Genomic DNA, 24,692 nt, shown 5'->3' with positions numbered 1-24,692 from the left:
GCTGCCCCTCGAACACCCCACCAGGGAGCCCCAGAAAGGGGTCAAGGGGCCAATGGTCCCTTGCAGGGAGTCCGAGGGACAGAGTCCCTCGCCACTTAGTTCAATCCGAGGATTTTGCGCGCCAGGGAGAGCACGTCCATGGGGCTGAAGGGCTTGGTCATGTAGATGTCGGTGCCGGACTCACGGCCTTTGACCTTGTCGAACTCCTGGCCTTTGGCCGTGAGCATGACGATGAAGACGTTATCGAGGGCGAGCTGTTTTTTCACGGCGGTGCAGACGTCGAAGCCGTTCATCTTGGGCATCATCACGTCGAGGAACACGAGGTCCGGCTTTTCGCGGGAGATGGTCTCCAGGCCCTGGGCGCCGTCCTCGGCCATGAGGATGCGCACGCCTTCGTCCTCCAGCTCTTCGAGCGCTTCTTCCAGCAGCATGCGGATATGCGGCTCGTCGTCCACGATGAGCAGGGTGGGGTTCGCCAGGGTGCGCACCGGCCCGCTGTAGGTGTCCTCCAGCATGGCTATTTCCACGACCTCGGCTTCCTCGAACACGGCGCCGTCCTGCACGGACGGCTGGTCCAGGCTGTCGAATCCCACCACCTCCACATCCTCGTCGGCTTCGTCCATGATGTCGTCGATGGATGCATTCCGCCACTGCCGTCCGGTAAGGGTCATGTACATCTCGCCGGCGCGGGGATCGGCCGCGTCCTGCTCCAGCACTCTGGTCACGTGCTCCACGGCTTCTTCGTTGCGGCCGCTCTGCTGGTAGATCATGGCCAGGGCCAGGGGCACGTCCGGGTCGGCCGGGAAGAGGGTTTCCGCGGTCTGGTAGACAGCGACGGCGTCCTCGACCTTGCCACTGCGCAAGAGGGCGTCGCCGTAGATCTTGAAGATGTTCGGCGCAGCCGGGTAGTGGCGGCGGATGACCTGGAAGAATGCCGAGGCCTTGTCCAGCTGCCGCAGCCGGAGGTGGGCTTCCACGGTTTTCAGCAGGTACTGGCGGAAGCGGTTCATGTCCCGCGCGCCCTGGGCGGCCATGGCCAGGCCCTTGAAGGCATCCGGGAAGAGCGGGCGGACCTTGATGGCGGCGGTGAACTGCGAGGCGGCGCGTGCGTAGCTTTTGGCTTCGAGTGCGGCCTTGCCTTCAAGGAAGAGCGAACGCGCCATCTGGTCGGCGGAGCGCTTCTGCGGAAGGGGCGCCTTGGAGCGCAGGAACTCCTGCATGGACTTGGGGTAGTCAGTGTTGCGCAGGGGCTCCTGTGATGGTTCCGGTGTTTCGTCGTTGGAGTCCGGCAGCACGGTGCGGATGGCCTCGTCCAGGGCCTCGCTGCCGAATGGCCGTTTGACGAAGTGCTCCAGCCCGACCTCGCGGGCGTTGTCCACCTCGTTGCTGGGCCGTTCCGGCAGCATGGTCACCAGGGGGATGCGGCTGCTTACCCCGAGGCCCTTGAGATCGTGGAGCAACGCCTGCTCCCCGTCGCTCAGGAGGTCCCAGTCCGCCAGGACCACGTCGATACGCTCGTGGGCGATGATGCCGTGCAGCCGGTCCCGGTCGCCATTGAGGATCACGGCGTCATGGCCGACAACCGAGAGGAGGTTGGCGATGACCTTTTGCTGGATGCGATCCTTTTCTATGAGCAGAACCTGCTTCGCCTGCATAAGCACTCCGGATTCGGCCGTTCTACTGGCCGACAGGGATATCCGCGGCCAGACGTTGGAGCGCGGCCGCTGCCTGTTTGAGGTTCGGCCCCATGGCGCAGAGGCGTTGACGCGCCTGCACCCCGTCCAGCGAGAGGGCGGCGAGGCCGGCCAGGGTGGCGAGATGAGCGAGATCGTGCGAGGCGTACTCCCGCGCCTGGGCGTTGAGCAGCACCAGGGCCCCGTGCGCGGTGCCGTGGCAGGCAAGGGGCGCGCAGGCCAGTGCGCCGGCTGAGTTCTCGTTGAAGCGCGGGTCGGCGGCGAGATTGTCGATGATCTCGGCTGTTGCCGACGACGTGACCTTGTCCACGATGGGCGCGAGCCCGGCCTGCAGCTTGCGGGAAACGTCGCTGTTGGTGGCGAAGGTAATGTAGCCGGCGCCGTTGTCGCGCAGGTACACGGCCACGTGGTCCGCACCGATGAGCCGCCGGGCTGCCTCCATGACCAGCCGGCTCAGCTCCTTGGCGTCGCCGGCGTGGCACAGCCTGCCTGTAAGGTCGTGGAACAGGGTGGTCTCGTTCATGCGGCTCAGGCAGTCCTGCGAGACGGACTTGCGTTCCTGCTCGCGCCGGGCGGCATAGGCAAGGATGTCGGCCAGGGGTTTGGAGCTGGCTCCGGCCACAACGGTGCCGATCACCTCGCCGTCCAGCTTTACGGGATGCGAACCGTTCTTTTCGTCCAGGAATGCGACCGCTCCGAAAATGGGGCGGTTCTCGGCGTCCAGCACGGCGGCGTCCTGGCCCATGCTCTCGGCCGTCTCGCGAAACAGCCGGGCCAGCTCGTCGCGGCGCAGCATTTTTTCCAGGATAACGCTCATGTGGTTGCCGGCTCCTGTTGCTTTTTCTTCTCGCCCACCAGGACGATGTAGGAGGTCTCCAGGCCCAGGTCGTAGCGGATGCGCCTGGGCAAATCGTTCTTGCGGGCAAGAGTTGCGTTGGCCACCACGACACCGGGTTGCAGCGTCTCGGCCTTCATCACGGCGTCTTCGGCGGAGTACGCCTCGTGCACGTCGTAGCCGTGCTGGGCGATGACCTCGCTCAGGGCGGAGGCGCGCGCCGGTGTGGTCTCCACGATGAGCACGGTCTTGGAGCCGTCCTTGCGCGTGAGCATGGCGAGATCGGCCAGGAACTCCTTGCGCACGAGCGGCTTGGTGAAGAAGCGGTCCACGCCCAGGCGGAAGCCTTCTTCCGGGTCGCCCTCGATGGTCAGGATGATGATGGGAATGGCCGAGGTCTCAGGGTTGGACTTGAGCTGCCGCGCGGTTTCCATGCCGTCCATCACAGGCATCATGATGTCCAGGACGATGAGGTCCGGCGGTTTGGCCGAGACGCGCTTAAGCGCATCCATGCCGTCCACGGCCGTGTCCACCTCGTAGCCCTTGTCTTGCAGCAGCTGGGAAAGGTACTCGCGAATGGAGTCGTCATCGTCCACCACGAGCACCGTGGGCCGCTCCACGGAGCCGGCCGTCTCGGAAAGCTCGCTGTGGGCCTTGATGCGCTGGAGCAGGGGGGCGAGGTTCAGGGCGCGTTTGCGTTCAATGGGCGGAGCGATGGGCAGGGTGAAGGAAAATGTGGAGCCCTGGCCGGGCACGGACTCGACCCAGATGGAGCCGCCGTGGCGCTCCACGATCTGCCGGCAGATGGACAGGCCGAGGCCGGTGCCTGTGGGTTTGTCGGTGAGCGTGTCGCCCACCTGCTTGAACTTGTCGAAGACCTTTTCCAGGTCGTCCGGGGCAATGCCCACGCCGGTGTCGCGCACATCCACGCGGACGGTCTTCTCCTCCTGGCGGACACGGCAGGTGACGCCGCCTTCCTTGGTGAACTTCACGGCATTGGAGAGGAGGTTGATGACCACCTGCACGAGGCGGTGGGGATCGCCGATGAGCTCCGGCAGGTTGTCCTCGATGTCCAGCTCCAGAGACAGGTTGCCTTTGCTGAACAACGAGTTCGTGGCGTCGGCGGCCTGGCGCGCCACCTCGGCGATGTGCACGGGCTCGTTCTTCCACTCGATCTTGCCGGCCTCCATCTTGGCGATGTCGAGCACGTCGTTGATGAGCTCGGTGAGCCGCTGGCTTTCTGTATAGATGATGCCCACGTTGCGGTCGATGGACTTGACCGCGCGCATGCCCTTGGCGTTGTCCTCCGGCACCAGGGGGAAGACTGTTTCCCGCAGCTTCTGGTGGACCATCTCCGCAAAGCCCAGCACCGAGGTGAGCGGGGTGCGCAGCTCGTGCGACACGGTGGAGAGGAAGTCGGTCTTCATCTTGTCCACTTCCTGCAGTCGCTCGTAGGCCAGCCGGAGCTTGCGGTTCATGTACTCCGTGGTCTTCTTGGACTTGAGCAGATCCTGCTGGGCGCGTTTTCTCTCGGCCACCTCGCCGCGCAGTTTCTCCAGCACCTCCATCATCTGCAGGGTGCGCCGTTGCTGCATGGAGGAGAGGGTGATGAGCATCTCCTGGACCGAGACGATGCCCTGGTAGACGCCGGCCTCGTTGACCACGATGAGGTGGTCGTAGATGTTGTGGGCTGAGCGGCTCATGGCCTGGGAGGCGACAGACTCCACAGGCGCGTCCATGGGCACCACGAGGGGGGTGGTGTCCATGATCTGGGAGATGGGCTTTTTGTAGAAGAGCGCCACGCCGTACTGCTGGCTCAGGGCGCGGTCCAGGTGGATGGACATGACTAGGCCCAGGGGGCGCTTGTCCTTGACCACCACGAGACAGCTCACCGGGTCGTCGCCTTCCAGAGCGGGCTTGATGTCGCGGATGACGGTGTCCGGCGAGACGGCGTAGGCCGGCTCCACCAGGTCGCTGACGGGTATGGGCGAGGCGCCGGTTGTGGGGGGCGGTATGGTGCTCATCGTGCTCGGTTCATCCGTGCGGTCGTGGTTCAGTCCCGGTTTTGTAACGCCGTCATATGCGCCAATCCTTGCTCTTCCGTCCTGCGAAAACCGCGTAATGGGATACCCGCGCCGGAGTTCTTCCGGAACGTGCATCGCTGGGGCAGGAAGCCGGCCGGAGCGAAAATATGGGGTACGAATCGCGCTGACCGGGCGATACAGGCACGCCCGCCGGCGCATTCCCGGCATTGTATAGCGCCCGGGAGCGGCTACAGTATGGTGTGAATATTGAGAAAGTGTTACGACGGAAAATAATTTCAAAAACTTCCGGTAAAATTCCGGCGCAGGCCCGGCAATTCTTGCGCAATCTTCCGGCCGTGGTAGAATATGACTGGGAGCGCTTTTCTGCCAGAAGGCGAGGCGCCGGAACCTCCAGCAAAGGAACATCAGCCCACCATGCAACACCATACGCGCACGCTCTTCGTCATCGTCACGGCGTTGTTTTCCCTCATCCTGTGCTCCGCGCCGGCCATGGCGGCGGAGGACGATGTCATCACTCCCATCACCCTGGACGAGGTGCATACGCTGCTCCAGTCCGACACGCCGCTGGTGATCTCGTTGATGACGTCGTGGTGCGGGCCGTGCCGCGAGGAGCTGCCCATGCTCGACTTGCTCTACTCCGACTACCGAGCCCAAGGCGTCGAGTTTGTCGGCATCAGCCTGGATATGGCGCAGGAGCCCATGGAAAAGATGTTGCGAGAGGTGCCGGTGAGCTTTCCGTTCTACTGGGTCGGGGAGTCGGCCATGGAGGATCTGGAGGTGAACGCCGTGCCACAGCTCATTCTGGTCAAGAACGGCGGCATTGTGCAACGCCTGGTGGGGCTGCTGGGAGAGGCGCAGCTGCGCGGCCTGCTTGATGATTTTCTGAAGCAGACCGGGTAGGGCGCTTTTTCTGAAGCGCCGCTGCAGCCCGCGTTTACGGCCGGGGGATGAAGGTGGAGTGGGGCAGTGCGTCCAGCCGTCCGCCACGGCGCGGCGCCTGCTGTTGTATCTCCTTGCTGAAATCGGCTTTACAAGAAGCGCGCTTTCTCCGTATATATTCGCTCTTTCCCACGCGGGAGCGGCATTCTTTCACGCCGGCGAGAATGCAGATCGGGCGACGGGCGTCCGGCAGGCATTCCCCGCCACTCTTTTTCCGAAGCGCCTCCGATATGACCAGACACTTCCTTACTCTGCTCGACTTCGATCGGGACACGGCCTCTGCATTGCTGGACCGCGCCATCCAGATGAAGCGGGAGCGGTTCCGCAGCAAGCTCCTCGAAGGGCGCATCATTGCGCTTATCTTCGAGAAAGCCTCCACCAGAACGCGCGTCTCCTTTGAGACGGCGATCCGCCACCTCGGCGGCGAAACGCTGTTCATGACGCCGCGAGAGACGCAGCTTGGACGCAACGAGCCGCTCAAGGACACGGCCCGCGTGATGTCCAGGTATGTGGACGGCCTGGTGGTGCGGACCTTTGGCCAGGAAGTGCTTGAAGAGCTTGTGGCCTGGGGAAGCATCCCCGTGGTCAACGCGCTCTCCGACAAGCTCCATCCGTGCCAGCTCATGGCCGACCTGATGACCGTCAAGGAACGCTTCGGCACGCTGGAAAACATTCCGGTGGCCTGGATCGGCGACGGCAACAACATGGCCAACTCCTGGCTGGAGGCCGCCACGATCCTGCCCATCGAGCTGCGCATGGCCTGCCCGGAAGGCTTCGAGCCCGATCCCTTGGTCGTGGACGCCGCGCGCGATGGCGGCGCCAACTTCATGCTCACGCGCGATCCCATGCAAGCCGCCGCCGGCGCCAAGGCCATCAATACCGACGTCTGGGTGTCCATGGGCCAGGAGGGCGACGACTCCCGCATGCAATCCGTTTTCGAACCGTTCCAGGTGAACGATGCGATGATGGCCGCAGCCGCTTCCGACGCCATCTTCATGCACTGCCTGCCCGCCCACCGCGGGGAGGAGGTCACCGAGTCGGTCTTCGAATCACCGGCGTCGGCCGTATGGGACGAGGCGGAGAACCGTCTGCACGCCCAGAAGGCCCTGCTTGAGTATATCTTCAGCGTGTAGCCGGAGCCGATAGCGTACGGAATGGATCTGTTGTAAGGAAAGCAGCCGCACTATATTTTTCGAAAGGACCGCATGGGGCGGTCCGCACCTGTCAGGAGAAACCACCAATGTCTGCCATCAAGAAAGTCGTCCTGGCCTACTCCGGAGGCCTGGACACCTCCATCATTTTGAAATGGATCCAGCTCCAGTACAACTGCGAGGTCATCACCCTCACGGCCGATCTGGGCCAGCAGGAGGAGCTGGACGGTCTCGATGAAAAGGCCAAGGCCACCGGCGCCTCCAAGGCCTACATCGAAGACCTCAAGGAAGAGTTCGTCGGGGACTTCGTCTTCCCCATGATGCGCGCCGCCGCCATCTACGAGGGCCGCTACCTGCTGGGCACGTCCATCGCACGGCCGCTGATCACCAAGCGCCTCGTGGAGATCGCCCGCGCAGAGGGCGCCCAGGCCATCGCCCACGGCGCCACCGGCAAGGGCAACGACCAGGTCCGCTTCGAGCTGACCGCCGCGGCCCTGGCTCCAGAGCTCAAAGTCATCGCCCCCTGGCGCGAGTGGGACCTTAAGTCCCGCACGGACCTGCACAACTTCGCCCAGAAGCACGGCATCCCGATTCCCATGTCCAAGCGGAACGTCTACTCCATGGACCGCAACATGCTCCACTGCTCCTTTGAGGGCGGCGAGCTGGAGAACCCGGGCGAGGAGCCCGGTCCCATGTCACATTGCGTGACTACGCCCCTGGACAAGACGCCGAACGAGCCCGAGTACGTGACCATCGGCTTCGAGGCCGGCAACCCCGTGTCCATCGACGGCGTGGCTCTCAGCCCGGCCGCGCTGCTGGAAAAGGCCAACGTGATCGCCGGACGCCACGGCGTGGGCCGCATCGACATGGTGGAGAACCGCTTTGTGGGCATGAAGTCCCGCGGCGTGTACGAGACTCCGGGCGGAACCCTGCTGTACCACGCCAAGCGCGACCTGGAAGGCCTCTGCCTGGATCGCGAGGTCATGCACCTGCGCGACTCCCTGGTGCCGCGCTACGCCGACTGCGTGTACAACGGCTTCTGGTACTCGCCGGAACGCGAGGCCCTGCAGGCCTTCACGGACACGGCGCAGAAGCACGTCACCGGCACGGTGCGGGTCAAGCTGTTCAAGGGCGGCGTCTACCCCATCGAGCGCACATCGCCGTTCTCGCTGTACGATCCGGATCTCGCCACCTTCGAGGAGGACGAGGTCTATAACCAGAAGGACGCGGCCGGCTTCATCAAGCTGCAGAGCCTGCGCCTTCGCGCACACATGAAGCACGCCGGAAAGTAGGGGACGGGAAACGCTCATGTCCAAGAATGTGGACAAGCTGTGGGGCGGCAGGTTCCGCGAGACCACGCACAAGCTCATGGAGGAGTTCTCCGAGTCGGTCTCGTACGACAGCGCCCTTTACGAGCAGGACATCCGCGGCTCCATGGCCCATGCGCGCATGCTGGCCGCCCGGGGCGTCATCCCACAGGAGGACGCCGAGGCCATCTGCACGGGCCTGGAGCAGGTGAAGCGGGAGATCGAGACCGGCGAGCTGGTCTGGAAGACCGAGCTCGAAGATGTGCACATGAACATCGAGTCCCGGCTCACTGAGATCATCGGCGAGGCGGGCAAGAGGCTGCACACCGGCCGCAGCCGCAACGACCAGGTGGCCCTGGACTTTCGGCTCTACGTGGCGGACCGCCTGGAAGGCTGGAAAAAGGGCATCGCCGCGCTGGTCTCGGTGCTGGTCACCCAGGCCGAGGCGCACCAGGAGACCATTCTGCCCGGCTGCACCCACTACCAGCCGGCGCAACCCGTGGCACTGGCGCATCACCTGCTGGCCTATGCAACCATGCTCATGCGCGACGAGGAGCGCATCACGGACTGCCTCAAGCGGGTGCGCGTCTCCCCGTTGGGAGCGGCGGCCCTGGCCGGCACGACCTATCCCATCGATCCGGAGCGCAGCGCCAGCGAGCTGGGCCTGCCCGAGACCTTCGCCAACTCCATGGACGCGGTCTCGGACCGCGACTTCGCCGTGGAGGCCGTGTTCTGCGCCAGCCTGACCATGGCGCACCTTTCGCGCATGGCCGAGGAGATCATCATCTGGGCCAACCCCAACTTCGGCTTCGTCAAGCTGCCGGACGCCTTCTCCACCGGCTCGTCCATCATGCCGCAGAAGAAGAATCCGGACTCGGCCGAGCTGGTGCGCGGCAAGACCGGGCGCGTCTACGGCTCGCTCATGACGCTGCTCACGGTGGTCAAGGGCCTGCCCATGACGTACAACCGGGACCTGCAGGAGGACAAGGAGCCGTTCTTCGACGCGGACCGCACCGTGGTCGGCGCGCTGGGCATCATGGCCGGCCTTGTCTCCGAGCTCACGTTCCAGGCAGAGGCCATGACCAGGGCGCTGGACAAGGGATTCGTCAACGCCACGGAGCTGGCCGACTACCTGGTGACCAAAGGCGTGCCGTTCCGGGAGGCGCACCATGCCTCGGGACGGGCAGTCGCTCTGGCCGAGTCCAAGGGCTGCGGGCTGGAGGGACTCTCCCTGGAGGAGCTCAAGGCCATCGCCCCGGAGCTGGAGCAGGACGTGTACGACGTGCTGGACTACGCAAACTGCGTGGCGCGGCGCAAGGCTCCTGGCGGCACCGGGCCGGAGTCCGTGGCGCGGCAGCTGGAGGCCGTGCACGGCTGGCTGAAGGAGCGCGTCTAAAAGTGGCGGCGTTGATGGACAACGCGGCCAGCGTGCTTAACATTACATCTCGGTTAAGCGACTTGCGCCGAATTGACGCAAGGCACTACCGCCAGTAAGGTAATTCGCTTACGATGAAAAGGAAGACGGAAAACGCCGGCGGGCCAGACGGCCTGAAAGAACTGCGTACCGCCTGTGTTTGCTTGTTTTCCGCTGCAATGCAATAGAGAATGGCGGAAGCGTATAGGAGTCGAACCTACCGCGGGGGATTAGCCCGCCACTGGTTTTGAAGACCAGGCGCCACACCGGTGACGAAACGCTTCCGCGCGAAAAAATCGATCTTAGCCCGAAGACCCTGGTCGCCGCAACCTTCTTCCGGCATATATCGGCCCCGGAATTGAAGACGGCGGCAAGGAGCCAAGGAGCGCCCTTTTGAATACGTTTACGAAGAATCTTATCCTGTGGGCCACCATTTTCTTGGTCATGGTGGTCCTCTTCAACATGTTCCAGCAGCCCCAGGGCCGCTCGTCCGAGCTCACGTACAGCGAGTTCATTCAGCGGGTGGACACGGGCGAGGTCAGCCAGGTGACCATCCAGGGCAAGCGCATCACCGGGCAGCTTGCCTCCGGAGAGGGCTTCGCCACCTACGCGCCGGACGACCCCAAGCTCGTGGAAACGCTCATGAGCAAGAACGTCCGCGTCACGGCCAAGCCGCCGGACGACCAGAGCTGGTACATGACGCTGCTCATTTCCTGGTTCCCCATGCTCCTGCTCATCGGCGTGTGGATCTTCTTCATGCGACAGATGCAGGGAGGGGGTGGCAAGGCCCTGAGCTTCGGCCGCTCCAAGGCCCGGCTCGTGACGCAGGAGTCGGCCAAGGTCACGTTCGAGGACGTGGCCGGCGTGGACGAAGCCAAGGAAGAGCTGACCGAAGTTGTCGATTTCCTTCGCGAACCCAAGAAGTTTACCCGCCTGGGCGGCCGCATCCCCAAGGGCGTGCTCCTGGTGGGCCCTCCCGGAACGGGTAAAACGCTGCTCTCCCGCGCCGTTGCCGGCGAGGCGGGCGTGCCGTTCTTCTCCATCTCCGGTTCCGACTTTGTGGAGATGTTCGTGGGTGTGGGCGCGGCCCGTGTGCGCGACCTGTTCATTCAGGGCAAGAAAAACGCCCCGTGCCTCATCTTCATCGACGAGATCGACGCCGTGGGCCGTCAGCGCGGCGCCGGCCTGGGCGGTGGCCACGACGAGCGCGAGCAGACCCTGAACCAGCTCCTCGTGGAGATGGACGGCTTCGAGTCCAACGAGGGCGTCATCCTTATCGCCGCCACCAACCGGCCCGACGTGCTGGACCCCGCACTGCTGCGTCCCGGCCGCTTCGACCGCCAGGTCGTGGTGCCTACGCCGGACGTCCGCGGCCGCAAGCGCATCCTTGAGGTGCACGCAGGCAAGACCCCCATCGCCGACGGCGTGGACATGGAGGTCATCGCCAAGGGAACGCCCGGCTTCTCCGGCGCCGACCTGGAAAACCTCGTCAACGAGGCCGCGCTGCACGCCGCCAAGCAGAATAAGAATCAGGTGGACATGTCCGACTTCGAGGAAGCCAAGGACAAGGTCCTGATGGGCAAGGAGCGCCGCAGCCTGATCATGTCCGACGAGGAGAAGCGCATCACCGCCTACCACGAGGGCGGTCACGCCCTGGTGGGCCGTCTGCTGCCCGGCACGGACACCCTGCACAAGGTGACCATTATCCCCCGAGGCCGCGCCCTGGGCGTGACGCAGTACCTGCCCGAGGACCGTCACTCCTACTCCCGCACCTATCTGGAAAACCGCCTGGCCATGCTTCTGGGCGGACGCGCCGCCGAAGAGCTGATTCTGGGCGAGATCACCACCGGCGCGGGCAACGACATCGAGAACGCCACCAAGATGGCGCGCAAGATGGTCTGCAACTACGGCATGAGCGACGCGCTCGGACCGCTGGCCTACGGCGAGAAGCAGGACGAGGTCTTCATCGGCCGCGACCTGGGCCACTATCGCGACTTCTCCGAGGACACCGCGCGGCTCATCGACTCCGAGATCAAGCGCATCGTTGCCGACGCGCACCGCAAGGCCCAGAAGCTGCTGGAGGAGAATCTCGAGATCCTCCACGCCATTGCGACGGCGCTTCTGGAGCGCGAGACCATCAGCGGTGACGATCTCAACAAGCTGATTGAAGGCAAGGATCTGCCGCCGCAGAACGGCCCCAACGGAACGCCGCCCACCACAGCTCCCAGGACTCCCGCAGCTCCGACGCAGAGCTGGACCTCCCGCCCGGCCGGCGAGCCCGGCGGCGAGGAGTTCACTCTGGAGCCCGAGTCCGCTGGTGAAGGCGGCGCAGGGTCGGATTCCGGTGACAAGGATCCTTCCGGCAATGGGCCCGAATCCGGGGGAGGCCCCGGGGCATAGTCTACCAACACATAGATGACCGTGCCGTACACAACCTGGACTATATATGGGGGGGGATCCATCGCGATTGCCCCCTTTTGCGTAATGGGCATTGTCAACGTCACGCCGGACTCCTTCTATGACGGCGGACGCCACGCCAGCACCGAGACGGCAGTCGCGCACGGCCTGTCCCTGGCCGCATCCGGCGCGCACATCCTGGACGTTGGCGGCGAGTCCACACGACCCTACGCCGACGAGGTTTCCGAGGCCGAGGAGCTGGAGCGCGTGATCCCGGTGGTGCGGGGTCTGATAGACGCCCTCGGCTCGCAGCACGCCGGAACGGCGGCGGGGCAGGGCGCGGCTTCTGATTCTTCTGCGGCGAGTTCGCCGACAGATTTTTCTGTTATTTCAGTGGATACGTACAAGGCCGAGGTGGCTGCGCAGGCGTTGGACGCCGGCGCCGTCATCATCAACGACGTTTCCGCGTGCCGGTTCGATCCTGCGCTCCGGGACGTGCTCGTGCAGAAAAGGCCCGGCTACGTGCTCATGCACAGCCTGGGCAAGCCGGGCACCATGCAGAACGCGCCGCAGTACGACGACGTGGTGGAGGATGTGTTCCGCTTCTTCGAGCAGGAGCTCGGCGCACTGGTACGGGCCGGCTTGCCCGAGGACCGCGTCGTGCTCGACCCTGGCATCGGCTTCGGCAAGACTCTGGAGCATAACCTCGCGCTCATCGCCAATGTGGAGCGGTTCGCCGTCCTCGGTCGGCCGCTGCTCATGGCCCTTTCCAACAAGAGCGTGTGGGAAAAGTTGCTGGGCCTCGGGCCGCAGGATCGCGAGAACGCGACCCAGGCCGCCACGGCCCTTTCCTGGTCGCCACTGTGTCCCATCCACCGCGTCCACGATGTGGAGCGGACCGTACAGTCATTGCGCGTGGCACACGCGCTGGACCACGCCCGCACGCGCGGGTAGGAGCCCATGAACGCCATGTTCAACATGAGCCAGATCCAGATAGGATGGCGCGACATCCTCGATATCGCCCTGGTCACCTTTCTGGTGTACAGGCTCATCCTTTTCGTCAAAGGCACGCGAGCCGTTTCCGTCGTGTACGGGCTGGTGCTCATCATCCTCGTCTACTTCGTCTCGGAGGAGTTCGGGCTCTACACGCTCAACTGGCTCCTGGCGAACTTCCTCGGGTCGTTGTTCCTGGTGGTGGTCATCATCTTCCAGCAGGACATCCGGAAGGCGCTCTCGGAGGTGGGCGCGGGCAGGATGTTCCGCAGCGGGAACCATCAGATCGGCGAGCCGGCGCTCAACGAGCTGATCCAGGCGCTCATCTCCCTGGCCGCCAGCCGCATCGGCGCGCTGGTGGTGCTGGAAAAATCCGTGCCCCTGGGCGATGTGGTGGAGAAGGGTGTGCGCCTGGACTCCAGGGTGAGCAAGGACCTGCTCGTGACGATTTTTTATCCGAACACGCCGCTGCACGACGGCGCCGTGATCATGAAGGGCTCGAAGATCGTGGCCGCGGCGTGTATTCTGCCGCTCTCGTCCGCCGGCGCCGGCCACAGCAGCGACCTGGGCACGCGCCACCGCGCCGCGCTGGGCATGAGCGAGGAGACCGACGCCGTGGTTGTGGTGGTCTCCGAGGAGCGGGGCCGCATCTCCGTGGCCCACGAAGGCGCGCTGAACGTCTGTCCGGACGAGGCACGGCTTCGCGAAATTTTGCTGGAGAAGCTCGCCCGCTGATACCGGTGCGACCATGGAAGTAAACTGACGTGAAAGGCAACTGGCAATTTCTCATCCTGGCCTTCCTGCTGGCCGCCACGGCCTGGTTCTTCGTGTCCGGCCGCGAGCGCGTGGATGCGTGGGTCGAGCTGCCCGTGGAGTTCACCGGCGTTCAGAAGGACATCGTCATCCGCCGTGGCCTGCGCAACAGGGTCGAGGTCCGGGTGCGCGGGCCGCAAGGCCTGGTGCGCAATCTGGACACCCGCAACGTGGCCTACTCGCTGGACCTGAACGGCATCAAGCCGGGCATGAACACCGTGAACCTCGACCCATCGAGCCTGCCCCTGCCAGGCAGCATCGAGGTGGTGGAGATAGATCCGCCGCGATTCCAGGTTGTGGCCGACCGCGTGGAGGAGAAGGTGGTGGCGGTGAAGCCGCAGTGGCGCGGCGAGCTGGACGACCACTACTACCTGCGCGGCAACGAGACCATTCCGGCGGTGACCAAGATTCGCGGGCCCAAGGAGTTTGTGGACCGCATCGACTCCATTCCCACCCAGGCCGTGGATGTGGAAACAGGCGCGCCTACCACCGTGGTGGAGGACAAGACGCCGCTGGCTCTGCCGGACGAGATCACGGCCGTGCCGGACGTGGTGCAGGTGCGTCTCGTCTTCGATGTGGACAAAAAGGACGTGGAGGTGAATGCTCCCGTGCGGCTTGAGAACTTCTCGTCGTACGACGCCAAGGTCTCACCCGACCACGTGGACCTCACGGTGCGCGCTCCTGTGCCGCTGCTCAAAGAGGGCTCCCTGGACGACAAGGTGTCGGTCAACGTGGTGGTGAGCGAGAACCTGGAGCCGGGCAAACACGAGCTGACCTATGTGCCGAAGCTGCCGCCCCGGACCACGGTGAAGGTCAGCGAGCCCAAGACCGTGACGGTCACCCTTGTGCCAAAGTCGCAGCAGGAATCGGCAGGCACACATAATGCAACGCGTTCGGACAACACGAACGCTTCGACAGAATAGACAGGAACACAATGACCCAGAAGCTATTCGGAACAGACGGACTGCGCGGCCAGGTGAATATCTACCCCATGGTCCCGGAGATCGCGCTACGGCTCGGCCTGGCGGCCGGCACCTACTTCCGCAACGGCCACAAGCGGCACCGCGTGGTCATCGGCAAGGATACGCGCCTCTCCGGCTACGTCTTCGAGACGGCGCTCACCTCCGGGCTGTGCGCCGCCGGCATGGACGTCTTCCTGGTGGGGCCCATGCCCACGCCGGCTATCTCGTTTCTTACGCGGAACATGCGCGCCGACCTCGGCGTGGTCATCTCCGCCTCGCATAACCCTTTTATGGACAACGGTATAAAGTTTTTTGACAACGACGGCTTCAAGCTGCCCAACGAGGCCGAGGAAGCCATCACGCAGATGGTGCTCGACCCGGACATGGAGTGGAACTACCCGCCTTCCGAGGAGGTGGGCCGCGCCAGAAAGATCGCCGACAGCCCGGGCCGCTACATCGTCTTTCTCAAGAACAGCCTGCCCGAGCATATGACCTTCGACGGCATGAAGGTGGTGCTGGACTGCGCCCACGGCGCGGCCTATCGCGTGGCTCCGCCCATCTTCGAGGAGCTGGGCGCCGAGGTCATCAAGATAGGCACCGACCCTAACGGCCTGAACATCAACGACAAGTGCGGCTCGCTGTATCCGGAGGTGGTGGCGCACCATGTGCGCGAGCACGGCGCGGACCTCGGTCTGGCCCTGGACGGCGACGCCGACCGCCTCATCGTGGTGGACGAGACCGGCCGCGTCCTGGACGGCGACCAGATCATGGCCATGTGCGCCCTGGACATGATGGAGCGGAACGAACTGCCCGGCAAGAGGCTCGTGGCCACTGTGATGAGCAACATGGCCCTGGAGCTGTTCATGAAGGACCACGGCGGCACGCTGCTGCGTACGCCCGTGGGCGACCGCCACGTGGTGGAGGCCATGCGGCGCGAAGGCGCCGTGTTCGGCGGCGAGCAGTCCGGCCATCTCATCTTCTACCGCTACGCCACCACGGGCGACGGCATTCTCGCAGCGCTGCAGCTCATGCGGCTGATGACGCTGAAGGAGAAGCGGCTGTCCGAGCTGGCCGCGCTCATGGACCTCCTCCCCCAGGTGCTGCTCAACGTGCACGTGGAGCGCAAGATTCCCTTCGATGACGTGGACGCCGTGATCCAGGCCAAGAAGACCGCCGAGGCCAAGCTCGACGGCAGGGGCCGCGTGCTCCTGCGCTACTCCGGCACGGAGTCCGTGGCGCGCGTCATGGTGGAAGGCGAGAACCGCGATCTGGTGGAAGAGCTCGCCCAATACCTTGCCGAGACGCTCCGGGCCAATCTGAAATAGCGGCCTGCGCGTTGTCCGGACAATCCGGCACGACATCTTCACGCAATGGACGCTTGCCATTCAAGCGGAAAATGGTACCCTAGAATTTAGGGCCTTCGCTTGTATGATCACCCTGGTTTTATGGTCGATCATGGGGAAAGGCCAAGCGGTTCGAGTGCGACAATGATGAAGGCTTCGGCAGTAATGCTGCCGGGCAGCCTTTTGGCGGGGTGCGGGTCAACCGCCGCGTGCAGAAACACGAGACCCTCGAGGAGCGCGGAGAATGCAGATTAAGAAGGTGGTCGTACCGGTAGCAGGCTGGGGCACTCGGTCGCTGCCCGCAACAAAGAACATTCCCAAAGAGATGCTGCCGGTCTACAACAAGCCGGTGGTGCAATATGTTGTGGAAGAGGCCATGAACTCTGGCCTGACGGACGTTATTTTCATCAACAACCAGAATAAGAAGATCATCGAGGACCATTTCGACTACAACCTGTCCCTGGAGTCTGTGCTCGAAAAAGCCGGCAAGACGGATATCCTCAAGGCCGTGCGCGAAGTCGCCGAGATGGTCAACATCATCTCCGTGCGCCAGAAAAAGCAGCTTGGCCTGGGCCACGCCGTGCTCTGCGCCAAGGAAGTGGTCAAGAACGATCCCTTTGCCATCATGGTGGGCGACGACCTGATGTTCGGCATGGAGCCCGGCATCAAACAGCTCATCGACGTGGCCATGGACGAGAAGCTGCCCGTGATCGGCGTCATGGAAGTACCACCGGACAAGGTCAACCGCTACGGCATCATTCAGGGCGAGGAGTTCGCGCCGGGTCTGTACCGCGTGCGCGATCTCGTGGAAAAGCCCAAGCTGAGCGAGGCTCCGTCCCGCCTGGCCATCGTGGGCCGCTATGTGCTCATGCCCGAGATCTTCGAGCATCTGGAGAACGTGGAGCCCGGCCATGGCGGCGAGATCCAGCTTACCGACGCGCTCAAGTCCCTGGCCAAGGATTCCCGCCTGCTTGCCGTGCGCATGCGCGGCCAGCGGTTTGACGCCGGCGACTGGGCCGAGTATCTCACAGCCAACATCTACTTTGCGCTGCAGGACGAAACCCTGCGGGACGATCTGGTGCATCGTCTGCAAGAGTTGCTTTCCTGCAAGTAACCATACATGAGCTGCGGCGGAGCCCCATTGGTTCCGCCGCGGCCCGTGCCGCCTCTACCGGCGGCCCCCGCGGAGCATGAAGCGCGCCGTCCGCATCGCCCTCGCAAGCCCTCCATTCGCCAACCTCACCTACGAAGAGCCCGCCTGGCTGCCGTCCGAAGCCATGCGGCCTGGAACGCGGGTGCTCGTTCCCCTTGGCAACGGCATGCGACTGGGAGTCGTGCTGTCCGGCGAGGGTGAGATGCCTGCGGAGGGCGCCGACTATCAGCTCAAGCCTGTGCTCTGGCCCGTGGAGCGCACGCCGCTCTTCTCCGAAGCCTACCTGGACATGATCCGCAACCTCGCCCTCCGGCAGATGGAGTCGGAAGGGCGCATCCTCGGCCAGATTCTGCCGGCCGGCCTCAAGACCGCGCGCATCATCTATACAGTCTACGAAGGCGGCGCTCCCCGCCGGCTCAAGAGCTCGGAGCTATCCAAGCTGGACGAGTCCGGCAAGAAGGAGCTGGCGCGGCTCTGGCTCTCCGGCAACATGGAGGCCAAGAGCGTGGAGCCCGCGGCGGCCGTGGAGTACGCCAGCGTGGTCAAGGACCCGCCGTGGTCGGTGCGGCCCTCGGCCAAGCGGCAGATCGCGCTCCTGGAGTTTCTGTGGGACCGCGGGCCCACGGCGCGCGCTATCCTGACCAAGGAGCTGGGGCCGGAGACGTCGACCGTGCTCAAGACCCTGGCGGATCGCGGCCTTGTTACCATCGGTCCGCAACCGGCGTTCTGCGCGGCCGTGGATGAGTCGGCCTGCGATGCGGACTCCGGCGTGTGCTACCAGCTTTCAGAAGGCCAGGCCGCGGCCCTGGCCGCCTTCGAGGCTTCTCTGGACGGCGAGGCCAACGGCGCCGGCGCAGCCGCCGTCTCCCATCTGCTTTTCGGCGTTACCGGCAGCGGCAAGACCGCGGTCTACCTGGAGCTGGCCCGCGCCTGTCTGGCTCGTGGCCGCAGCGTGGTGCTGCTCGCGCCGGAGGTGGCTCTGGCCATAAACCTGCGCCGAGCCGTGTGCGCCGTGTTCCCGGACCGCAACGTCATCTTCCACCACGGCTATCAGCCGCCCAAGGAGCGCGAGCGCAACTTTGTGCGCGCCGCCACCGAGGACGGCCCGCACATCGTGGTGGGCACGCGCTCGGCCCTGTTCCTGCCCCTGCGAGAACTGGGGGCCGTGGTCCTGGACGAGGAGCACGACGCCTCCTTCAAGCAGGACGAGCGCATGGGCTACCAGGCCAAGGAGGTGGCCCACTTCCTGGCCGCGCAGCACTCCGGGGTCTGCATCCTGGGCTCGGCCACGCCGGACGTGAAGACCTTCCACGCCGCGCAGTCCGGCCTGCTGCCGCAGCATGTTCTTTCGGAGCGTTTCGGCAACGCCGCCATGCCCTGCGTGGAGCTGGTGGACATCCGCCGCATTGGCCCCACGGACTCCTTGCTCGCCCCGCAAAGCGCATTGCGCCTGCGCCAGGTGGTGGACGCCGGCGACCAGGCCATCATCATGCTCAACCGCCGCGGCTACGCCCCGCTGATGTACTGCAAGGAGTGCGGGCAGGTGGCCCGGTGCGAGCACTGCGACATCGGCCTGACCTACCACAAGGGCCGGGAGCGGCTCGTCTGCCATTACTGCGGCGACAGCCTGCCGTACCCCTTGCTCTGCCCCACGTGCGGCGCAGCCGACTACCTGCCCATGGGCGAGGGCACGGAGCGGCTGGAGGAAACCCTGTCCGCCGCGCTGCCCAGGGGATGCGAGGTGCTGCGGCTGGACCGCGACTCCACCCGCCGGCCCGGACGCATGGAGGCCATCCTCAACGCCTTTGCGCGTAAGGAGGCGCAGGTCCTCGTGGGCACGCAGATGCTCTCCAAGGGCCACCACTTCCCGGACGTCACCCTGGTTGTGGCTGCCGACGCGGACATGGGGCTCAACCTGCCGGACTACCGCGCGGCCGAGCGATCCTTCCAGCTCCTCGTGCAGGTGGCCGGACGCGCCGGCCGTGGCGATCGGCCTGGCTGTGTGCTCATCCAGACGCGCAACCCGGACCACTACTGCTGGCAGTACGTGCAGCAGAACGACTACGAGGGCTTCTTCGCCCAGGAGCTGGAGCGGCGGCGCAAACGCAAGTACCCGCCGTTCGTCAAGCTCGGCCTGGTGCGCATGGAGCTGCCGCCCACAGTGGGCGACGGTGTCGTGCTCGGCGGCGCACTGGCCCAGCCGGCGCGGGAGCTGGCCCGGTCCCTGGGCGCACAGTTCCTCGGCCCTGTCCCTGCCCCCATCCCCAGACTGCGCGGCAAGCGCCGCTTTCAGTGCCTCATCAAGGCCGCGGACTGGCCCACCGTGCGCCGGCTCTACGCCGTGTTCCAGGACCAGGCCAAGGCCATGGGGGGCGTAAAGATCTCCCTGGACCTCGATCCCTTGGATATGCTCTAGGAATGAGAGTGTTTTTTCGGGGGAAGACCTTTCTGAAGAAAGGCTTTTCCCCCGGCCCCCTTTCCAAAGACTTTCATCTGGACTTCAGGGAAAGTTGTTTCGGAATGTCCGGATTATATCTGCTTAAAAAATCAGGAGGAAATATATGGCCAACGCCCCTGTGTGGGACCTGACGTCCTACTTTCCCGAGTTCGATGGCGATGCATATCGCGAGCACATCGCGCAGCTTGAGTTTGATATCGCACGGCTGGAGAGCCTCGCCGATTCATTGCCCACCCTGGACGAGGGCACGCTCGAAGCGTGGGTGGAGCTCTTCCTGATCGACGAGTCCATCCTGTCCGACTTCTCCCACTGGTCGTCCTACGTGGGCTGCCTGGCGGCCACGGACGCGCAGAACGAGCGCTTTCAGCAGGAGAGTGGCCGCGTCTCCCAGATGGGGGCGCGCTACCGCAACGCCTTTGCCCCGGTCATGGCCGTGTTCCGCGAGGCCGACGAGGCCGCGGTGCAGGCTTTGGCCGCGCGCGAAGAGCTGAAGGATTGCGAGTACTTCCTGACCCGGCTCAAGGAGGAGGCCTCCCGCCGTATGGACACGGCGCGGGAGCGTCTGGCCTCGGATTTGGGCGTGGACGGCATCTCGGCCTGGGGCCGTCTCTACGACACGCTCTCGGGCCGTCTTTCCTTCCACATGACCGCCGGGGAGGAGGGCGAGCGCGAGGTGCCCATGGCCCAAAAGCGCGAGCTGCTGCAGCATTCCGATCCCGAAGTCCGGCGACAGGCCCTGGTGAACTCCAACGCCGCATGGGAAGACGTGGCATACGCGACCGCCGCGGCGCTCAACGCCATTGCCGGCACGCGGCTGACACTGAACCGTCACCGCGGGGTGGAGGACTTTCTGGTGGAGCCGCTGTTCGGTGCGGCCACCACACGGAAGACGCTGGACGCCATGTGGCGGGCCGTGGATTCTGAGCGGGGGCCGGTGCTGGACTACCTGCGCCGCAAGGCCACGCTGCTGGGGCGCGAGCGCCTCGGATTCCAGGACCTTTCCGCGCCGCTGCCCGGCGGGGAGCAGCCGAGCTACACCTGGGAGCAGGCCACGGACCTGGTCATCAGCTCCTTTGGCGCCGCCTACCCCAAGCTGGCGGACTTTGCGCAGGAAGCGCTGGATACGCGCCACGTGGAGGCGGAGAAGCGGGCGGGCAAACGGCCCGGCGCCTTCTGCACTACCTCGCTCAAATCGCGCGAGTCCCGCGTGTTCATGACCTTCGGCGGCACCCTGGGCGACGTGCAGACTCTGGCGCACGAGCTGGGCCATGCTTTCCACTCGCGTATCCTTGCGGACAAGCGGCCCTTGGCCGCGCTCTATCCCATGACCCTGGCCGAAACGGCGTCCACGTTCGCTGAGCGGCTGGTGCAGAACGCGCTGCTGGCCGACCCGGCCGTGTCCGACGCGGTGAAACGCCAGGTGCTGCGCGCCCGGCTGGACGACGCCGCGGTCTTCTGCTGCGACATCCGCATGCGCTTCCTGTTCGAAGTCGCTTTCTACACCGAGCGTTCGAGCGGCGAGGTCTCGGCGGCGCGCTGCAAGGAGCTCATGCTCGATGCGCAGCGCACGGCGTTTGCGGACCTCCTTGACCCGGACGAGCTCGACCCCATGTTCTGGGCCTCTAAGCTGCACTTCTACATCACAGGGGTCTCGTTCTACAACTTCCCATATACTTTCGGCTACTTGCTGAGCCTGGGCCTGGCCGAGCGCGCCTCGACCGAGAAGGGCGGGTTCACGGATACCTACGAGCATTTCCTGACCCTTACCGGCAGCGCCACCAGCGAGGACGCGGTGCGCCTTGCCCTGGGCGAGGATCTTTCGCAGGAAGGATTTTGGCGGAAAGCCCTGGCCGGACCGGCCAAGGATGCTGCGCAGTTCGCAAGCCTCACGGCAGAGGGCTAGAAAATGGCGCATAAGCCGTCACTGGTGCTCTACCAGCCGGAAATACCGCCCAACACGGGCAACGTGGCCCGGCTCACGGCAGGGGCCGGAGTGGACCTCCATCTTGTGGAGCCGTTGGGGTTCAGCCTGGAGGACAAGTATCTGAAACGGGCCGGACTGGACTACTGGCCGCGGGTGCGGCTCACGGTGTGGCCGGACTGGCTCACCATGGAAAAGCATGTGCAGGACGAAGGCGGGCGGTTCGTGTTCAGCACAAGCCACAGCGGCGTGAACTACTGCGATTTTCCCTTTGAAAAGAATGACTTCGTGGTATTGGGGCCGGAGACGCGGGGCCTGCCGCCGGAGCTGTATGCAGACAGGCCCACGGTGCGAATTCCGGTAACGGATGCCGTACGCAGCCTGAACATGTCCACGGCCGCAGGTATTCTGCTCTATGAGGCATTGCGCGTGAGCAGCTCTCTGCCGTACCCCTGATGTACATGCGGAACGGAAACAATCGTACGAAGGAAGGCTGTAAGATAAGGAAACATCAACTTTTTCGAGATGTCGTCACACATTTGTCACACGAGAACCATGATGTTGTCATTATTTGACGTGCATACACTCACGGATTGTCGGGAGAAAACACATGTCCAATGATGAAGTGCTAGTTATCGAAGACGACGAAGATATCCTGCAGCTGCTCACCTTCAACCTGGAGAGCGCGGGGTACGAGGTTTCCTCGGCCATGGACGGCTACGAGGGGCTCGTGGAAGCCCGGCGCAGACAGCCCGGTCTCATAATCCTGGACATCATGCTGCCCTCGATGGACGGGTTCGAGATCTGCAAAGAGCTTAAGCGCAAGCAGGAGACCGCATCCATACCCGTGATCATGCTCACGGCGCGCGGCGAAGAGGTGGACAGGATTGTCGGCCTGGAGCTCGGCGCGGACGACTACGTGATCAAGCCGTTCAGCCCGCGGGAGCTGTTGCTCCGGGTCAAGGCGATCATGAAGCGCATCCAGCCGGGCGATGCACAGCGTTCCAAGTGGCAGAAGGACGGCTTGTCCGTGGATCTCGACGCGCACCGCGTGGAGGTGGACGACGAGGAGGTCCCGCTGACGGCGACCGAGTTCAAGCTGCTGGCCGAGCTGTTGAAGCGCCAGGGCCGCGTCCAGACCAGGGACCAGCTGCTCAACACCGTGTGGGGCTACGAGTTTGAAGGGTACGCGCGCACTGTGGATACGCACGTGCGGCGGTTGCGGCAGAAGCTCGGTCCCTACGCGTCCTATGTGGAAACCGTGCGCGGCGTGGGCTACAGGTTCAAGGAGTAGTCGTCAATGCGCGGCGGGTTTTCGTTTCGTTCGCGAGTTCTCGCGTCCTTTCTGCTTGTGGTGTTCCTCGGTGTGCTGGTGCCGTCGTGGTATACGCACCGTGTGTTCGTGGAAGGGCTGAAGGACAACGCAGACCTGGAGATACGCCGGCTGTTCTTTCTGGTGCGCGATGGTCTGGGCGAGAACGCCGCAGGCAACGAGGCGACACGCGTCTTTGGCTGGATGGAGAACGTCGCGCGCACGCTCCGGGTGCGTCTGGCGCTGTACGACGATACGGGCGGGCTTATCTTCGCCTCGTCCGGCGACAGCGTTGCGGACACTACCTCGCTGACGCAATTTCCCAAACCCGCAACCTTGCCCTCGGCCGGGACGTCGCACACACCGCCGGATGCTCTGAACCTGGGCGTAAAAGACCGCAGCACATCTGTCTACTTCCAGGGCGACGCCGTGTTCGCCTCTGGCGCGTGGCCTGGCGCGGGCGAGCTGCCCCGGGGCCGGCTGCTGCTCGGCATGCCGCACTACGAGTCCGGCGGCTGGCTGCAGAACATCGAAAGCGGGATGTACATCTCCGTGGCCGCCGCGCTGGTGCTCGCTGCGTTGTTCAGTCTGTTTCTGGTGCGCTGGCTGTGGGGCTGTATGGGCGAGACCATCGCCGTGGCCGAGGCTATCGGGTCCGGCAACTACATGAAACGGCTGGGCTTCTTCAAGAGCAAGGAGTTTGACGCCCTGGCCCGGTCCATCAACTCCATGGCGCAGTCCATCGAGCACCACATCCGCACGATAACCGAGCAGAAATCGCAGATCCAGGCCGTGCTGGACTCCATGCGCGAAGGGGTCATGGTCATAGACAACCGGGGCCGCATTCGCAGCGTGAACCGCGCCCTGGGCGGCATACTCAACGTGACAGAGGAGTGTGTGGGCAAGAAGCCTCTGGAAGTGGTGCTGTCCCCGGAGCTGCAACGCGCCTGCGACCAGGCCCTGGCCGTGGAGGCCAAATCCGGGCCCGAAAAGTCCGATGCCATACGCATGCAGATAGAGCCTGTGCGCGATACGGTTTACGATGTGACCATCGTCCCCATGCGCCGGCAGGAGTACCAGGACGCGGAAGGGGGCCTTGTGGTGGTGTTCCACGACATCAGCGAGCTCTCGCGCCTGGAGCGCATCCGCCGAGACTTTGTGGCCAATGTTTCGCACGAGCTGCGTACGCCCCTCACCTCGGTGAAGGGCTACGCCGAGACGCTGCTCCTGGGCGTAGAGCAGGGCACGTCCAAGCCGGAAGGGCAGAAGAGCTTTCTGGAAATTATTATCAAGCACGCCAACCACATGGCCAAGACAGTCAACGATCTGCTCAGCCTGACGCGGCTGGAGAGCGGCAAGAAGCCATTCGACGTCAAGCCGGTGGACGGCGCCAAGGCCGCGGCCCAGGCCCTGCGCGAGTGCGAGCACCTGGTCGAGGGAAAAAGCGTGCACGTCGAGCTGGATCTGCCGGATACGCAGATGGTGAACGCGGACTTTGACAGGCTTGTGCAGGTGTTCCGCAACCTTATAGAAAATGCTGTGAAGTACGGCGTCAAGCCGGACCAATGCGGCGGCTCCCACGACGGAGTCTGCCTAGCTGCGCGAATCTGGAGCCGCGACGACGACGGTATGGTCATCTTCGGGGTGGAGGACCAGGGTCCGGGCATTCCAGCCGGGGACATGGAGCGCATCTTCGAGCGTTTTTACCGGGTGGATAAGCACCGCACCAAAGGAGCTGGTTCATCCGGACTGGGGTTGGCCATTTGCAAGCATATCGTGGAAAAACTCGGCGGACGGCTCTGGGCGGAAAGCCCGACCGCGACCGGTGCGGGCACGTGTTTCATGTTCACCGTGCCCAAGGCCCCCGCCTTTTCCGACACTGAGACGGTGGAAAGCCGTCCGGAATCCGGCCCGGGGTTTCCAGAACACACGGACCTCGAGCAGACGAGTTAGCA

Annotated in this window: 18 protein-coding genes and 1 tRNA gene; 15 read left to right on the top strand and 4 right to left on the bottom strand. The window is 64.4% G+C overall.

Annotated elements, in window-relative coordinates; translation table 11 throughout:
• Positions 1 to 95: 95 nt before the first annotated feature.
• The 3 genes from E8L03_RS21145 to E8L03_RS06360 are packed head-to-tail and all read right to left on the bottom strand — an operon-like array spanning position 96 to position 4,553.
• Positions 96 to 1,655 carry a response regulator gene (locus E8L03_RS21145; protein WP_171266871.1) on the bottom strand — a complete coding sequence of 520 codons (1,560 nt, stop codon included), beginning with the start codon at positions 1,653 to 1,655 and terminating at the stop codon, positions 96 to 98.
• Between the two features lie 22 nt (positions 1,656 to 1,677).
• Positions 1,678 to 2,511: a GAF domain-containing protein gene (locus tag E8L03_RS06365; RefSeq protein ID WP_171266870.1), complete on the bottom strand. Its 834-nt coding sequence runs from the start codon at positions 2,509 to 2,511 to the stop codon at positions 1,678 to 1,680.
• Positions 2,508 to 4,553: an ATP-binding protein gene (locus E8L03_RS06360; RefSeq protein ID WP_171266869.1), complete on the bottom strand. Its 2,046-nt coding sequence runs from the start codon at positions 4,551 to 4,553 to the stop codon at positions 2,508 to 2,510. The genes E8L03_RS06365 and E8L03_RS06360 overlap by 4 nt, the downstream gene beginning before the upstream one ends.
• 435 nt (positions 4,554 to 4,988) lie before the next feature.
• Between E8L03_RS06360 and E8L03_RS06355 the strand changes: the two genes are divergently transcribed.
• The 4 genes from E8L03_RS06355 to argH all read left to right on the top strand — a co-directional run bounded on the left by E8L03_RS06355 (position 4,989) and on the right by argH (position 9,367).
• Positions 4,989 to 5,474 carry a TlpA family protein disulfide reductase gene (locus tag E8L03_RS06355; RefSeq protein ID WP_171266868.1) on the top strand — a complete coding sequence of 162 codons (486 nt, stop codon included), beginning with the start codon at positions 4,989 to 4,991 and terminating at the stop codon, positions 5,472 to 5,474.
• Positions 5,475 to 5,743: 269 nt separating this feature from the next.
• Positions 5,744 to 6,646: an ornithine carbamoyltransferase gene (argF, locus tag E8L03_RS06350; RefSeq protein WP_171266867.1), complete on the top strand. Its 903-nt coding sequence runs from the start codon at positions 5,744 to 5,746 to the stop codon at positions 6,644 to 6,646.
• A gap of 107 nt (positions 6,647 to 6,753) precedes the next feature.
• Positions 6,754 to 7,956: an argininosuccinate synthase gene (locus tag E8L03_RS06345; protein ID WP_144306223.1), complete on the top strand. Its 1,203-nt coding sequence runs from the start codon at positions 6,754 to 6,756 to the stop codon at positions 7,954 to 7,956.
• 16 nt (positions 7,957 to 7,972) lie between these two features.
• Positions 7,973 to 9,367 carry an argininosuccinate lyase gene (gene argH, locus E8L03_RS06340; RefSeq protein ID WP_171266866.1) on the top strand — a complete coding sequence of 465 codons (1,395 nt, stop codon included), beginning with the start codon at positions 7,973 to 7,975 and terminating at the stop codon, positions 9,365 to 9,367.
• A gap of 210 nt (positions 9,368 to 9,577) precedes the next feature.
• On the opposite strand, the gene E8L03_RS06335 is transcribed toward argH, so the two are convergent.
• A tRNA-Sec gene (locus E8L03_RS06335) sits at positions 9,578 to 9,670 on the bottom strand.
• Between the two features lie 108 nt (positions 9,671 to 9,778).
• Between E8L03_RS06335 and ftsH the strand changes: the two genes are divergently transcribed.
• The 11 genes from ftsH (at position 9,779) to E8L03_RS06280 (ending at position 24,690) form a co-directional block, all read left to right on the top strand.
• A complete protein-coding gene (ftsH, locus tag E8L03_RS06330) occupies positions 9,779 to 11,785 on the top strand; it encodes an ATP-dependent zinc metalloprotease FtsH (RefSeq protein WP_171266865.1) in 2,007 nt (668 codons plus the stop codon).
• Positions 11,786 to 11,869: 84 nt separating this feature from the next.
• Positions 11,870 to 12,736, top strand: coding sequence for a dihydropteroate synthase (gene folP / locus E8L03_RS06325; protein WP_425325951.1), 867 nt, complete (start codon positions 11,870 to 11,872; stop codon positions 12,734 to 12,736).
• A gap of 15 nt (positions 12,737 to 12,751) precedes the next feature.
• Positions 12,752 to 13,510 (top strand): diadenylate cyclase CdaA, encoded by a 759-nt coding sequence (cdaA, locus tag E8L03_RS06320; RefSeq protein WP_144306239.1) that lies wholly within the window; start codon positions 12,752 to 12,754, stop codon positions 13,508 to 13,510.
• A 29-nt stretch (positions 13,511 to 13,539) separates the two neighbouring features.
• Positions 13,540 to 14,511 carry a CdaR family protein gene (locus E8L03_RS06315; RefSeq protein ID WP_171266863.1) on the top strand — a complete coding sequence of 324 codons (972 nt, stop codon included), beginning with the start codon at positions 13,540 to 13,542 and terminating at the stop codon, positions 14,509 to 14,511.
• Positions 14,512 to 14,522: 11 nt separating this feature from the next.
• The gene (gene glmM / locus E8L03_RS06310) at positions 14,523 to 15,875 is read left to right on the top strand and encodes a phosphoglucosamine mutase (protein WP_171266862.1); all 1,353 of its coding nucleotides are present in this window, start codon (positions 14,523 to 14,525) and stop codon (positions 15,873 to 15,875) included.
• 262 nt (positions 15,876 to 16,137) lie between these two features.
• On the top strand, positions 16,138 to 17,007 hold the full coding sequence (galU, locus tag E8L03_RS06305; protein WP_144306229.1) for a UTP--glucose-1-phosphate uridylyltransferase GalU: 870 nt from the start codon (positions 16,138 to 16,140) through the stop codon (positions 17,005 to 17,007).
• Between the two features lie 76 nt (positions 17,008 to 17,083).
• A complete protein-coding gene (priA, locus tag E8L03_RS06300) occupies positions 17,084 to 19,462 on the top strand; it encodes a replication restart helicase PriA (protein WP_171266861.1) in 2,379 nt (792 codons plus the stop codon).
• A gap of 145 nt (positions 19,463 to 19,607) precedes the next feature.
• On the top strand, positions 19,608 to 21,407 hold the full coding sequence (locus E8L03_RS06295) for a M3 family oligoendopeptidase (protein WP_171266860.1): 1,800 nt from the start codon (positions 19,608 to 19,610) through the stop codon (positions 21,405 to 21,407).
• Between the two features lie 3 nt (positions 21,408 to 21,410).
• Positions 21,411 to 21,881, top strand: a complete 471-nt coding sequence (locus E8L03_RS06290) for a tRNA (cytidine(34)-2'-O)-methyltransferase (protein ID WP_171266859.1) — start codon at positions 21,411 to 21,413, stop codon at positions 21,879 to 21,881.
• A 154-nt stretch (positions 21,882 to 22,035) separates the two neighbouring features.
• Positions 22,036 to 22,719 carry a response regulator gene (locus E8L03_RS06285; protein WP_144305710.1) on the top strand — a complete coding sequence of 228 codons (684 nt, stop codon included), beginning with the start codon at positions 22,036 to 22,038 and terminating at the stop codon, positions 22,717 to 22,719.
• A 6-nt stretch (positions 22,720 to 22,725) separates the two neighbouring features.
• A complete protein-coding gene (locus tag E8L03_RS06280) occupies positions 22,726 to 24,690 on the top strand; it encodes an ATP-binding protein (protein WP_171266858.1) in 1,965 nt (654 codons plus the stop codon).
• Positions 24,691 to 24,692 lie beyond the last annotated feature (2 nt).

The organism is Oceanidesulfovibrio marinus, assembly GCF_013085545.1.
In the GTDB taxonomy this organism is placed as follows: Bacteria; Desulfobacterota; Desulfovibrionia; order Desulfovibrionales; family Desulfovibrionaceae; genus Oceanidesulfovibrio; species Oceanidesulfovibrio marinus.
The sequence above is the reverse complement of the archived record's forward strand: the minus strand, read 5'-3'. Positions and strand labels throughout refer to the sequence as shown.